Annotated in this window: 13 protein-coding genes; 2 read left to right on the forward strand and 11 right to left on the reverse strand. The window is 62.5% G+C overall.

Annotated elements, in window-relative coordinates:
• Positions 1–14: 14 nt before the first annotated feature.
• From mltC to OKC30_RS01405, 5 genes are all read right to left on the reverse strand, one after another.
• Positions 15–1118: a membrane-bound lytic murein transglycosylase MltC gene (gene mltC / locus OKC30_RS01385; RefSeq protein WP_010675743.1), complete on the reverse strand. Its 1104-nt coding sequence runs from the start codon at positions 1116–1118 to the stop codon at positions 15–17.
• A gap of 119 nt (positions 1119–1237) precedes the next feature.
• Complete coding sequence (locus OKC30_RS01390; protein WP_010675742.1) at positions 1238–1510, reverse strand: oxidative damage protection protein; 273 nt, start codon at positions 1508–1510, stop codon at positions 1238–1240.
• The gene (gene mutY, locus OKC30_RS01395) at positions 1507–2592 is read right to left on the reverse strand and encodes an A/G-specific adenine glycosylase (protein WP_042014850.1); all 1086 of its coding nucleotides are present in this window, start codon (positions 2590–2592) and stop codon (positions 1507–1509) included. Before mutY ends, OKC30_RS01390 begins: the two co-directional genes overlap by 4 nt.
• Positions 2593–2759: 167 nt before the next feature.
• Entirely contained in the window at positions 2760–3443 is a 684-nt protein-coding gene (gene exeB, locus OKC30_RS01400; protein ID WP_042882413.1) for a GspB family T2SS assembly factor variant ExeB, read from the reverse strand.
• Complete coding sequence (locus OKC30_RS01405; RefSeq protein ID WP_160836654.1) at positions 3443–5086, reverse strand: ExeA family protein; 1644 nt, start codon at positions 5084–5086, stop codon at positions 3443–3445. The genes exeB and OKC30_RS01405 overlap by 1 nt, the downstream gene beginning before the upstream one ends.
• Positions 5087–5315: 229 nt before the next feature.
• Here OKC30_RS01405 and OKC30_RS01410 point away from each other — a divergent pair, with 229 nt between their 5' ends.
• Entirely contained in the window at positions 5316–6554 is a 1239-nt protein-coding gene (locus OKC30_RS01410; RefSeq protein ID WP_045522083.1) for a multifunctional CCA addition/repair protein, read from the forward strand.
• A gap of 320 nt (positions 6555–6874) precedes the next feature.
• On the opposite strand, the gene OKC30_RS01415 is transcribed toward OKC30_RS01410, so the two are convergent.
• Both OKC30_RS01415 and OKC30_RS01420 read right to left on the reverse strand, forming a co-directional pair.
• Complete coding sequence (locus tag OKC30_RS01415) at positions 6875–8140, reverse strand: inorganic phosphate transporter (protein WP_010675737.1); 1266 nt, start codon at positions 8138–8140, stop codon at positions 6875–6877.
• A gap of 25 nt (positions 8141–8165) precedes the next feature.
• Positions 8166–8846, reverse strand: coding sequence for a TIGR00153 family protein (locus tag OKC30_RS01420; protein WP_010675736.1), 681 nt, complete (start codon positions 8844–8846; stop codon positions 8166–8168).
• Between the two features lie 169 nt (positions 8847–9015).
• Between OKC30_RS01420 and OKC30_RS01425 the strand changes: the two genes are divergently transcribed.
• Positions 9016–9969 carry a CYTH domain-containing protein gene (locus OKC30_RS01425; RefSeq protein WP_160836652.1) on the forward strand — a complete coding sequence of 318 codons (954 nt, stop codon included), beginning with the start codon at positions 9016–9018 and terminating at the stop codon, positions 9967–9969.
• A gap of 77 nt (positions 9970–10046) precedes the next feature.
• Here OKC30_RS01425 and OKC30_RS01430 read toward each other — a convergent pair whose 3' ends face one another.
• From OKC30_RS01430 to OKC30_RS01445, 4 genes are all read right to left on the reverse strand, one after another.
• A complete protein-coding gene (locus OKC30_RS01430) occupies positions 10047–10517 on the reverse strand; it encodes a glycine zipper 2TM domain-containing protein (RefSeq protein WP_010675734.1) in 471 nt (156 codons plus the stop codon).
• Positions 10518–10648: 131 nt separating this feature from the next.
• On the reverse strand, positions 10649–11101 hold the full coding sequence (locus OKC30_RS01435) for a GNAT family N-acetyltransferase (protein WP_041211723.1): 453 nt from the start codon (positions 11099–11101) through the stop codon (positions 10649–10651).
• Positions 11102–11238: 137 nt separating this feature from the next.
• A complete protein-coding gene (locus tag OKC30_RS01440) occupies positions 11239–13041 on the reverse strand; it encodes an aminopeptidase P family protein (RefSeq protein ID WP_160836650.1) in 1803 nt (600 codons plus the stop codon).
• A 33-nt stretch (positions 13042–13074) separates the two neighbouring features.
• A complete protein-coding gene (locus OKC30_RS01445) occupies positions 13075–13740 on the reverse strand; it encodes a GntR family transcriptional regulator (protein WP_270666064.1) in 666 nt (221 codons plus the stop codon).
• Between the last annotated feature and the right edge of the window lie 38 nt (positions 13741–13778).

Raw genomic sequence — 13778 nt, forward strand, 5'->3', positions numbered from 1 at the left:
CTTCTTGCATGCCATCAGCCAGCCCGGCTTGCGACGGTTCGCTTGAACCCCTTCTCGGCCTGATTGACCTTGTAGAGATAGCGGCGAGCCTCTGCCTTGGGATGTTGTTCGGTCAGTACCTGATAGACGGCCTCGGGGGAGAGGCGGTTGATCATGCCGGGGGCCGCCTTGCGATCGTTGGAGAAGGTGTTGAGCACCCCTCCCGCACCACCGTTGTAGGCGGAGATCACCGCATAGCGGCGGGACTGGGGATCCTGGATATCCGCCAGATAGACGGTCTGCAGCAGGTGCAGGTAGGCGGTCCCCACATCGATGTTGTAGGCCGGATTGAACAGATCTTCCCTGGTCGGCTGGCCATCCTTGCCCTTGACCCTCACATAGACATCCCGCCCAGCGGTAGCCGGGATCACCTGCATCAGGCCATAGGCGTTGGCGTGGCTGACCGCATAGGGGTTGAAGCTGCTCTCGGTCTTGATCACCGCGTAGATGAGACTCTCGGCGACCCCGTACTTGCGGGAGGCGTCGCGGATGATGCTGGCGTATTTGTAGCCGCGCCTGTCTTCGTGGTTGGCCACCATGGGAATGTCGATGAAGAAGATGTTGCGGATCCCGAGGGTGCGCTTCTTCATCGCGTTGGCGATCAGATAGTCGGCATAACGCTCTGCACGCCAGCTGGAGCGGATCGCTTGTCCCTGGTTGTCCAGCACCTGGCCATAGAGGAAGGGCTCGCCACCTGGCATGATCTCACGGTCCGAATAGAGGTCGACCTCTGCCGGATCGTCCGGGGTCAGCAGGGTTTCGATGATGGCGCGACGCAGGTGGGCGCGGGGATCTAGACCCGAGACGGTCTCCACCATGATGTGACCGCTGGAGAAATCGATGTGGGCGCGGCTCTTGTACTGATCCGTGTATTTGACGTAGTCAAACTTGCCCGCGAACAGCGCCTCGCGCCCCCATATCTCGTTCACGTTATGGGAGAGCGCACTGATCATGTGTTCAAAACCGCGCACGTCCTTGCCGTTGACCAGATCATCATCGCCACTCCCGCTGGTCTGGGGTGTGGATGAACAGGCAGAGAGAAACAGCAGGGCGCACAGCAGCCCAAAAAAACGACCCATAAGATCCTCAAACCGGGCGGTGGGGCCGCCCGTCACTGACTGGCCTGAGCCAGGATTGGTGTCACCCTGCGGCATATTGACGACTCAGGGGGACGCTGGCCCTTTGACTCGATCCCCGCTCACTGGCTGGGAGGGGTGTAACCGTCGATCTGGACTTCACCCGCGTCGAACAGATAGCTGACCATCTCTTTTTCCAGCAACTGGCGGTGCTCGAGATTCATCATGTTCAGCTTCTTCTCGTTGATCAGCATGACCTGCTTCTTCTGCCACTCGGTCCAGGCTTCCTTGCTGATGTTGTCGAAGATCCGCTTGCCGAGTTCACCGGGGTAGAGTTGGAAATCGAGACCCGGCGCTTCTTTCTTCAGGCGCAGGCAAAATACGGTACGGCTCATGTTGACCTCTGTGGTTGCAAGTCTGGTTGTAAGTCCGGGTAGGCGAGCAGACGGGCCGTGGCCGCCGCCAATCCCACCTCGGCAGGATGGCGTAAGTTATACCAGAGTCGGGTATCCGCTTCCATGAGCAGGGGGGCGGGCGGAACAGCCATTTCGATCAGCAAAGGGCGGATATCGAGGTGGAAGTGGCTGAAAGTGTGACGAAATCCAGCGAGCTCCTGATAGGCGGCATCCTCCAGCCCCAACTCCCGCAGTCGTCCGGTCACCTCGGTGAGGGATTCCACCTGCGGGAAGCAGTAAAGCCCGCCCCAGATCCCTTGCGGCGGACGCTTCTCCAGCAGCAGCTGATCGCCGTGGCGGATGATCAGCATAATGCCGTTGCGTGCCGGAATGCTCTTCTTCGGCTTGCTGTGAGGGTAGGCGGTGGGGTTGCCCTGCGACAGCCCCTGGCAATCGGCCTGCACCGGGCAGCGCTCGCAGGCGGGCTTGCTGCGGGTGCAGACGGTGGCCCCCATGTCCATCATGGCCTGATTGTACTGGGCCACCCCGACGCGCGGGGTGAGGCGGGTCGCCAGCTCCCAGAGATCGTGCTCGACCTGCTTCTGGCCCGGCCAGCCCGCCAGCGCCAGCCAGCGGGTGAGTACCCGCTTCACATTGCCATCCAGGATGGCGTGGGGCTGGCCCAGAGAGAGGGAGAGCACGGCCCCGGCGGTGGAGCGACCGATGCCGGGCAGGGCCATCACCTCTTCCAGTTGTTCCGGAAAGAGGCCGCCGTGCAGATCGCGGATCTGCTGGGCAGCCTTGTGCAGGTTGCGCGCGCGCGCGTAGTAGCCAAGCCCGGTCCAGTGATGCAGCACCTCGTCGATGGGGGCGTTGGCCAGGGCCAGCACGTCGGGGAAGCGGGCCATGAACCGCTCGTAATAGGGGATGACAGTGGCAACCTGGGTCTGTTGCAGCATGATCTCGGAGACCCAGACCCGGTAGGGGGTCTTGTCCTGCTGCCAGGGCAGGGTCTTGCGGCCGTGGATCTGGTACCAGTCCAGAATGCGGGTGGCGAAGGTGGTGTTGTCTGAGTGGCTCACAGTGTGCTCATGTTCTGATGATAAGTCCGCCCGCCATCAGGAGGGCGATCCCCGACCCGGCGCATGGCAATGGTCGAGTGTAGGTTATTGATTAAAAAGGGGAGCTCTCGGGCTCCCTCAGAATGGGCGGTGACCCTCCCGGGGGAGGGCCACCGGATGCCGGCAGATCAGCCGCGCCAGTCTTGCAGCGCCTTGAGGCTGGCATACTGGCCGTCGACCTGCAGGACGATGTAGTCCTGGGCGATGGCTGCCAGGATGACACCGGGGGCTATCTCATTCCCCTCGCGCCACTCCCGTCCATTGAGCACGACGGCCCGCTTGGCCGGGTCGGAGGAGTAGTTGTGGGCACCATAGGTCAGGGACGGTACCTGCTGTTTCAGGGCCGGGGCCAGGGCGCCGAGGGGGATGGCACTGGTCTGGACCTGAGCCTGGGGCGCACTCTCTTCCACCAGCGGCGTGTTGTTGAGGGCGGCCATCAGCCGTTCTGCCAGACTCTGTCCCCCCTGGTTTGCGGTAGTCGCAGCCGGGGTTGCGGCAGGTCTTGGAGCGACCACGGGCTCCGGCAGGGGGGGCGGCAGCGGCCGGGTGATCATGGGCCTGGGTTCGACCCGCACGAAGGGGGGAGTCACCACTTCCTTCACTTCGACCTGCTGTTCCACGGGTTTGAGGTGATAGAGGTGCCAGCCATAGTTGGCGGCGGCGCCCATCACCAGGGCCAGGGGCACCAGGGCCCACCAGATCCAGCGGCGGTTGGGCTCCTCTTCCTGGCTCACGGGCAGACCCATGAGCGGCATATGGGGGGTGAACTGGGGTTGGTCGGCCCGGCGCAGGGCCTTGAGCAGGGTGGACATCAGGAGGCCTCCTCGACCATGGGATCCGTCTCATCATCCGCCACGCTGTCGAGATCGACCGGCGTACTGGCTCGCAGGGATTCATCCTCCAGCCTGGGCATGGGTTCGCCGGAGGCCACATTCAGCCGCAGCAGGGTGTTGCTGCCGGCGATGCCGTCCGGGGTCAGTCCCTGCTCGCGCTGGAACTGTTGCAGCTTGTTCTTGAGAGTGGCATCGAATCGACTCACCTTGCGATCGGGTTGCTGCATGGCGCGGCTAAGGGCGTTGTCCAGCCACTGCACCTGGGCAGCCCCGGCATTGCTCGCGATCAGGGGCACGTTGCCCCTGGGCATGCGCCAGAGCAGGGTGTAGCTGCCGCCCCAGGCGTCGGAGAGCCACTGCCTGTCCACCTGCCAGCTCTGGTTGCCGATGAGCAGGGAAGCCTTGTCCGCCCCCAGGCTGACCAGGGTGGCGTAATAGAGGCCGCCGGTCTCGTCGGTGAGACTGATGAGGGCCGGGTATTGCAGCGCCTGCAATTGTGCCAGGGAGGCTTCTCCCTCCTGGCAGCGCAGGCCCGCACGGGGGGCATTGTCGCAGGTTGCCTCCTCCAGCTCGGCCTGGTAGCCCCATACCTTGTAGAGATTCTGCATGGCGACGTCCGGCTCCAGCGCCTGATTGATGGCGCGGGTCAGCTGGGCTTGCTGCTCCGGCGTGTCATCCACCTTGACCGGTACCTCGACCTTGACCAGGGGGCGGGTTGGGAAGAATCCGAAGAATTGCCAGCCCCACCAGCCGGTGGCGACCAGCAGGGCGCCCACCAGGGCGACCGTGAGGCCGGATTGCCAGCTTCCCTCGTCGCGAATGCCGCTCACCTCATACGCGGACTGGCTGATGTCCCCGTGCACTATCTTGTGGCTGCCACGGGCGAAGGCGGCGATGAGGGCGCGGTCGCAGATGAGGTTGATGAGACGGGGAATGCCCCCGGAGAGGCGATGCAGGGTCTGGATGGCCCTGGGGGTGAAGATGGGCTGGACGCAGCCTGCCACCTGCAACCGGAAGCGGACATAGGCATCCACATCCTGGCGCGACAGCGGCAGCAGGTGATAGCGGGCGGTGATCCGCTGCGCCAGCTGGCGCAGCAGGGGCTGGCGCAGCATCTGTTGCAGCTCGGGCTGGCCGATGAGCACCACCTGCAGCAGTTTCTTCTCGTCTGTCTCCAGATTGGTGAGCAGTCGCAACTGCTCCAGCACGCCGGGCAGCAGGTGCTGGGCTTCATCCACCAGCACCACGCTGCGCTTGCCTGCCGCCAGATTCGCCAGCAGATGATCCCGGATAAGGTCGAACAATTGCTTGAGGCTGGCCTCTTCGCCGTAGGGCAACTGGAATTCGTCGCAGATGGCGGCCAGCAGATCCCGCTCGGTCAGAGAGGGATTGAGGATGTAGGCGATCTCGGTGTCGGCGGGTAATTGCTGCAGCAGACAGCGGGAGACGGTGGTCTTTCCCGTACCCACTTCCCCGGTCAGCAGCACGAAACCACCACCGTCCTGCAACCCGTAGTTGAGGTGGGCGAGGGCCTCCCCGTGACGCTCGCTCATATAGAGGTATTTGGGGTTGGGCGAGATGGAGAACGGGGGCTCCGACAGACCGAAGAACTGTGTGTACATAAGGATCCATTCCATTGTTATGGGCGGCAGGTTAAAGCCTCCCAAAAGGGATGTCAAAGACCCGGATACCATAAGGGGAGCTGGCTCGAACCACGGGCTGACTCACCCAGGACGATGGCGGAAAGCGGCCGCCCGGCCGAGTGATGACGAGCCCGGTGCGGCGGGGGCACATCGTCTCTCTTGGCCAAAAGCGGTATCATCGGGGCAAGTTTATCGAGGGAGAGTGCGCGTGCAGATTTATCTGGTAGGAGGGGCGGTACGGGATCGCCTGTTGGGATTGCCCCAGGGGGATCGGGATCACCTGGTGGTCGGCGCCACGGTGGAGCAGATGCTGGGTCTCGGATTCACCCAGGTGGGCCGAGACTTTCCGGTCTTTCTTCACCCCAAAACCCAGCAGGAGTACGCCCTGGCGCGCACCGAGCGCAAGCAGGGGCAGGGTTACACCGGCTTCGTCTGCCATGCCGCCCCCGAGGTGACGCTGGAGCAGGATCTGCTGCGCCGGGATCTCACCATCAACGCCATCGCCGAAGATGAGGACGGGCAACTGCACGATCCCTACGGCGGCGTGCAGGATCTGGAGGCGCGGTTGCTGCGCCATGTCTCGCCGGCCTTTGCCGAGGATCCCCTGCGCATCCTGCGGGTGGCGCGCTTCGCCGCCCGTTTCCATGCCCAGGGGTTCGTGGTGGCCCCCGAGACGCTGGGGCTGATGCGCGAGATGACGGAGGCTGGAGAGCTGGCCCACCTGACCCCGGAGCGGGTCTGGAAGGAGCTGGAAAAAGTGCTGCTGGGGCCGACACCCCAGATCTTCTTCGAGGTGCTGCGCGAATGCGGCGCACTCAAGGCGCTCTTCCCCGAGCTCGATGCCCTGTTCGGGGTGCCGGCCCCTGCCAGATGGCACCCGGAGATCGACACCGGCATCCACACCATGATGGTGCTGGCGCAGGCATGTCGTCTCTCCCCCGAACTGACCGTGCGCTTCGCGTCCCTCTGCCACGACTTTGGCAAAGGGCTGACTCCGCCCGCCTTCTGGCCGAGCCATCACGGCCATGGCCAGAAGGGGTTGCCGCTCATTCGGGATTTTTGCGAGCGCTTCCGGGTGCCGAACGAGTGTCGCGATCTGGCGCTGCTGGTGAGCGACCTGCACACCCATATCCACATTGCCTTCGAGCTCAAGCCCGCGACCCTGCTCAAGGTATTCGACAAGGCCGATGCCTGGCGCAGACCGGAGCGCTTTGCCCAGCTGCTCGATGCCTGTCGCGCCGACTTCCACGGTCGTACCGGCTTCGAAGAGAAGGTCTACAGTCAGCCGGACTATGTCGCCGAGGCCCTGGAGGCGGCGCAGGCTGTGCCGGTCAAGGAGATAGTGGCGGCAGGCTTCAAAGGGGAGGCAATCCGCGAGCAGCTTGCCAAGCGGCGGCTCGATGCCATCAGCCGGGTGCGCGACGAGTGGACCTTTATCGAGGAGTAAACGCCGCAGCCGATCGACGCTCAATCGACGGCGTGATATGGGCGAAGCATAAAAAAGCCCGGGTCAATGACCCCAATGCTGTTCACTTAAGAGAATTTGAGTTCCAGTCCACGTAGTATCAGGGCTAAAAATGAGGGAGGCATGATGCCTCCCTCTTTCTATTGCAAGCCACGCTGGATAAAGGCTGAAGGAACATCGACTGGAAACAGCCTTGCTCCCCCAACTCAAGTCGCATTTATGAATAATTAGTCAAAAATGTGCTTATCTGAACAGCATTGCGGGTCAATGACCCGGGCTTTTTGTCGTGCGGCGTAGGCTGCTCAGGAGAAGCAGGCCTGCAACACGTAGAAGATGGCGATGGCCAGGATGGCGCCCGCGGGCAGGGTGATGACCCAGGAGACCACGATGTTGCGCAGCACGCCCAGGTTCAGGGCCGCGATGCCCCGTGCCAGACCAACGCCCATGACGGCACCGACCAGGGTCTGGGTGGTGGAGATGGGCAGACCGGTGCCGGAGGCGATCACCACGGTGGCGGCGGTGGCCAGCTGGGCGGCGAAGCCACGGCTCGGGGTCAGGTGGGTGATGCCGGTGCCGACGGTCGCCATCACCTTCTCGCCCATGGTGGCAAGACCGATGACGATGCCGATGCCGCCAAGGGGCAGGATCCACCAGGCGATGTGGGAGCTGCCGCCGATCTCGCCGCCGGCCGCCACGATGGAGGCGACTGCAGAGAGCGGACCGATGGCGTTGGCCACGTCGTTGGAGCCGTGGGCGAAGGCCATGGCACAGGCGGTGATGATCATCAGGATGCCGAACACCTTCTCCACGTTGGCGAAGTGCATCTTGCTGTCATCTTTCGGGTTGTACTGCTGGCCGCGGATATAGATCCAGCCGGCAAACGCCACCGCGATGGAGATGGCGACGGAGAGCAGGACGCCCTCGCCATTGCTCAGGTGCAGACCGACGTGGGTCAGCCCCTTCTTGATGGTGACCAGGCAGATGACCAGGGACGTCAGGAACATGTAGAAGGGGACATAGCGCTTGGCGTTGTCCAGGGGGTTGTCCGTGTTGAAGATGAGCTTCTGCACGCTGATGAACATGAAGTAGGCGATGATGCCCGAGATGGCCGGCGTGATGATCCAAGAGCCGACGATGCCGCCAAACTTGTTCCACTGTACCGCTTCCGGACCTATGCTCACCACGGCGAAGCCCACGATGGCGCCGATGATGGAGTGGGTGGTGGAGACGGGCCAGCCGAAATAGGAGGCCAGGATCAGCCACAGACCCGCAGCCAGCAGGGAGGCGATCATGCCGAGCACCAGCAGATCCGGCGTGTCGGCAAAGGCGTTGCTGTCGATGATGCCGCTGCGGATGGTGGCCGTCACTTCGCCACCGGCCAGATAGGCACCGGCAAATTCAAAGATCATGGCGATGATGATCGCCTGACGGATGGTCAGGGACTTGGTGCCGACCGATGTGCCCATGGCGTTGGCGACGTCGTTCGCACCAATGCCCCAGGCCATCAAAAAGCCGAACAAGGCCGCCACGAGCACCAGGGTGGTGCCGTAATTTGCGATAATGTCCATTAGTAGTGTTTACCCAGTCAGTCGATTACGAACGAGCCAGCATCAATTCCAGACGGGCGCCAACGCGCTCTGCCTGATCAGCCAGGTCACCTACCCATTCGAGGATCTTGTAGAGGAACATAACGTCGATCGGATTGTATTTGTGCTCAACGGCTTGCAGCTGTTGGCGCAGTCCGATCTGCATGGTGTCAGTATCGTCCTCGATGAGATCCAGCTGGTGGATCATCTCGGCAACCATTTCAACTTCACGTCCTTTAAAGCCGGTTTCAAGCAGCTCATCGAGTTCTCCGATGGCTTTTTCGGCTTGGGCGGTCGCATCGATACAGCGTTTGAGATAGGCCATGAAATCGGCGCGCATCTCGGTGGGGAATTCCATCTTGCGGCCAAGCATGCGACCGGAAATATCCTTGGCACGGTTGGCAATCTTGTCCTGCTGGGTCAAGAGCTCCAGCAGATCGGTACGGGCGACCGGCAGGAACAGGCCGCGGGGGAGTTTCAAGCGGATTTCGCGCTTGAGGATGTCCGCTTCTTTTTCCAGCTGGGCGATCTGTTGCCGGATCTTCTCGGCATCTTCCCAGCGGTCTTCGGCAACGGCATCAAAGAAGGGAATGAGCTGTTCGCAGCACACGTGAACCTTGACGATATGCTTCTGCAGCGGCTTGATGGGGGACTTGGCAAAAAGACCCAAAATAGTATTTACTGGCATGGCCAAACCTGTGTCGGTGAAAAAACACTCGATACGATTTTATGAGGGGCGCATGGTAACCGAACTGTGCCATCAATAAAACCGTGAATTAATCGTGAACTGTCGCTGGCATTATATCCTCGCGACCCTGAACATGCCCCCCAAAGTTGCCCGCCAGCCCGGAATGACTATGCAAACTGAGATCGAGATAAAGTTTTTCGTCACCAGCAATATTCAAGAATCCCTATCCAACCTTCTGAATTCACTAGAAATTATCTCTTCCAATCAAGCCGCTCTTGGCAACGTCTATTTCGACACGCCCGATCTGGGTTTGCGTGGGCTCGAGATGGGGTTGCGCATTCGTCGCAGCGATGATTTTTCCGAGCAGACCATCAAGTGCCGGGGGCAGGTCGTGGGCGGATTGCACGCCAGACCCGAGTACAACACCCCGGTAGAGGGAACCATTCCGACCCTGTCTGCCTTTCCTACCGATATCTGGCCGAGTCTGGCGGTGCGCGATGAACTCCAGAGCCGTCTGGTGGCCCAGTTCAGCACCGATTTCCTGCGCCGCCACTGGCTGATCGCATTCGGAGATGCCGAGATCGAGCTGGCCTGGGATCAGGGGGAGATTGCCGGTGTCCTGGGGCGTACCGGGATCGACGAACTGGAGCTGGAGCTGAAATCCGGCGATGCCCGCGCCCTGTTCACCCTGGCGAGCAAGCTGGCGGCGCAGGGAGGATTGCGGCTGGGTGCCCAGTCCAAGGCGCAGCGCGGATACAGGCTGGCTGGGCTTGGCAAGCCACTGGCCGTGCAGCCCCTGCAAAGGATTGAGGGCAAAGATCAGAAGGCCAGCATTACCCTGGGTCTGCAGCACTGGCAGCATCATGAGCAGCTCTGGCTCGAGAGTGGCGATGCTGGCGAACAACAACGGGCGCTGCATGCCCTGCTCGAGGGGGTATCCCTGGTTGCCGAGGCGGCAGGCACGCTGACGGTGCCACCCTCCTGGCTGGCCGACCTGCAGGCGCAACAGCGTCTGATGATGCAGGTGGCCGGGGATCGTGCATCATTGCATGCCCTCTTCCACCATGCCGACCTGGTGGGCCTGCAGTTGTCCATCGCGGCCTGGCTGCATCTGGGGGAGTGAATCCTCGGTGGTGCAGAGCGCAAAAAGGTGAGCCCGGGCTCACCTTTTTTATGGCAGTTGCACCTTGAGTGGCGCTATTAGTTCACCACGGCCACGTTGATGGTGCCGTTGCCCTGGGTCATGCGGACCCGGGCACCAGGCACAAAGGTGGGGCTGGCCTTTTGTACCACCACGATGGATTCGCCGTTCTCTTTCTTGATCTCGAGCTCGACCCCGTCTACCTGGTTGAGTTTGTCCCCTGCCGCCTTGCCGGCCGCCGCACCCGCAATGGCGCCACCGGCCGCCGCGATGTCACTGCCACGACCGCCGCCTATGGTGCTGCCGAGCAGGCCGCCGACCACGGCACCGCCAATGGTGCCGATCAGGGAGTTCTCATCGGCCTGGATCTTGACGGGGCGGGTGGAGAGGATGGTGCCATAGCTGACGGTCTGTACCTGCTTGGCGCGATCCTTGGTGTAGACATCGCCGGAGTAGACGTCGCTGTTGGCACAGCCGGTGATGGCGGTGGTGGCCGCCAGCAGGGTGACGAGAGCAATACGTTTGAACATGATGGGCCTCCTGGGCGGGCATCGGATTAATATGGTGATGAATTGCACTTTACGCCAACCAGATTGCGCATTAAACCCGCAAAGTGTAACCAATTATGTGGCCGGAAGACTCCCGTGCCGGTGGTGGATGGTCAGATCAGGGCTTTTTCCAGCAGCAGGCGATCCTCGCCCGGCCCGAAGTAGCCTCTCTCTTCTGCCAACTGCTGATAACCCAGCCTTAAGTAGAGGCGCTGGGCCGGATTGGCGGGATCCACGGTCAGCCTCACCCGGGCAACCTGCAAATGCGCCAGAGCCTGCTCCACCTGCAACATCATTTGCTCGGCCAGGCCGAAGCCGCGCGCTTCGGGACGCACCGCGAGGGAGAGCAGCCAGCCCTGCGACCGATCCTGACCAAGCCCCCCCAGGGCATAGCCCATCAGCCGGCCTTCCCGCTCCGCGACGACCAGCAGTTCCGGCCACAGATCCATGGCCTGGCGAAAGAAGAAACCGGGGTAGACATCCTCGCCGAAGACATCGGCATCTATCTGCCAGATGGCGTGCATGTCGGCGTGGGTGGCAAGGCGCAATACGGGGGACGAGTGCATCGGGGCTCCTCTCATCGGGTCTCTGCTGCGGGGCAGCCAAAAAGGAGGCACAGGGTAGAAGGGGCGGGGAGTCGATGCAAGGGGGGCATTTGTGGCATGCCGCGGATAAAGAAACAGGGCCCGCAGGCCCTGTGTCATCAGAGGAGGCTGGTCGCCTGCTCCAGCCAGGCGAGATCCTCGCCCTCCAGCAGCGGGCTCAGACGGCGGTAGACCTCCGCATGGTATTCGTTGATCCAGCGGAACTCCGCCGGGCTCAGCAGGCTGCGATCGATGAGGCGGATATCGAACGGCACATAGGTCAGTCGCTCGAAGCCCAGCATCGTCAGCTCGCCACGGGCTTCCTGCTCGGTCACCACCACCAGGTTTTCACAGCGGATGCCGAAGGCATTTTCCCGGTAGTAGCCCGGCTCGTTGGAGAGCACCATGCCCGGCTGCAGGGCCACCAGGCTGCCCTTGGGGGCGATGCGCTGCGGACCTTCGTGCACGCTGAGGAAGTGGCCGACCCCGTGGCCGGTGCCATGATCGTAGTTGTAACCGGCCTGCCACAGGGGCATGCGGGCCAGCACGTCGAGCTGGATGCCGGCAGTGCCACGGGGGAAGCGGGCCTGATCCAGGGCAATATGACCCTGCAGCACCCGGGTAAACATGGCCCTGTGCTCGTCGGTCACCTCACCCACTTTGACGGTGCGAGTGATGTCGGTGGTGCCGTCCAGGTACTGGGCGCCGGAGTCCACCAGATAGATGCTGTCCTGGCCGAAGGCGCGCGGGGTACCGTTGGTGTGGCGGTAGTGGCACATGGCGGCGTTGGGGCCGAGTGCCGAGATGGTGTCGAAGCTCGGCTCCACATAGTGCTCCTGCTCGTGGCGGAAGGCTTCCAGCTGGTCGGCCAGGGTGCCTTCGTCCACACCGTCGAACTCGCCGCTGGCGATCAGCCGATCCAGCCAGGCCAGGAAGCGGGTGACGGCAACGCCGTCGCGCAGGTGGGCGGCACGCATGCCGGCCAGCTCCACGGGGTTCTTGCACGCCTTGGGCAGCATGGTGGGATCCTGGCCGGCCACCAGAATGGCACCCGCCTCTTCCATCACGAGCTGGGTCCAGGCGTTGGCGGTGTTGGGGTCGGCCAGCACCTTCTGCTGATCCTCGCCGATGCGCTGCAACACGTCACCCAGCTTGTCGATGGGGTAGACGGAGACATCCTGCCCCACGTGCTGGCTGAAGGCGAAGCAGTCGATCTTGTCGGTATCGACGAAGAAATCCATGGTGGTGTTGGCGTAGAGCACCGCAAAGCCCAGCACTACCGGCAGACGTTCCACGTCGCGACCACGCAGGTTGAGCAGCCAGTTGATGGGCTCGGCCTGGGTCAGCAGCACCGCATCCAGCCCGCGCTTGCGCAGATCGCTGGCCAGCATTTCGCGCTTGGCCTGGCTGGACTGGCCCGCCAGCTCCTCGCTGTAGAGGATGACAGGGCTCTTGGTCGGGGCGGGACGATCGCTCCAGTGCAGATCGATGGGGTTCTCGTCGATGCGCACCAGCTCGATGCCGCGCTCGGTCAGCACCGCCTTGGCATTGTGATACCAGGCCAGGCTGTGCAGGCGGGCATCGAAACCGACCCGGGAGCCTGAGGGCAACTGCTCCGCCAGCCACTGCACGTGGGGGTCTTCATTGAGGTGGAGAAACTCGAACAGCTCGGCCGGCGCCTGCATGCGCGCCTGCACGGTATAACGACCGTCGATGAACAGGGCCGCCCGATGCGCCATGATGATGGCGAGCCCGGCGGAGCCGTTGAAACCCGTGATCCAGTCCAGCCGCTCGGCATAGGCGGGAATGTACTCCCCCAGATGCTCGTCGTCGTGGGGAACGATGAAGGCGTCCAGCTCCAGCGTGGCCAGTGTGGCCCTGACCTGGGCGACGCGGGTTTCAATAATCTCGAAATGGTTCATGTCGTTATTGCCAGCTTGTGGTGATGTGAGTGTTCATTGATGGTGGCCGCTTGCCAGGATCTGTCTGATCGACTGGCCTGCCGCCTCGATGTGTTGCTTGAGCAGTACCACTGCCTCGTGCTTGCGCCGGGTGCGGCACAGTTCAAGGAGTCGGGCGTGCTCCCGCTCGGCCTTGTCCACGCCGCCTTGGGCGAACAGCAGTTCGAAACGCACATAGCGGTCGCAGCTCAGATTGATCTGGGCGATCAGTTCCAGTGCCTGGGGGCGATTGGCTGCCTGGTAAAGGGTGGCGTGAAAGCGGTGATTCAACTCGGCCCAGTGTTCGATCTGGGTGCCAGACTCCAGCGCCAGATCAAACTGGGCGAGGATGGCTTGCGCCTGGGCGAAGGTCTCCTCCGTCATCAGGTCGACAGCGTGGAACAGGGTATCGGCTTCGAGCAGTGCCCGCAAATAAAAGAGCTCCTCGATGGCCGAGGCATCCAGCATGGTCACCACGGCGCCGCGATGGGCCTCGAACTTCACCAGCCCCTGGGCTTCCAGTTGCATCAGGGCTTCCCGCACCGGGATGCGGCTCACCGCCAGCTCCTTGGCGATGGCGTCCTGGCGCAGGGGGGCGCCCGCAGCAAACTCGCCACGCAATATCCGGCCGCGGAGGTTCTCCATCACCATCTGGGTTCGGGTCTTGTAAGGTGGGGTCATGCTGGGGTCACGGGCAGGTTGCAAAATTGTATATTGTA

This window comes from Aeromonas sp. QDB18 (genome assembly GCF_027705325.1).
Lineage (GTDB): Bacteria > Pseudomonadota > Gammaproteobacteria > Enterobacterales > Aeromonadaceae > Aeromonas > Aeromonas caviae.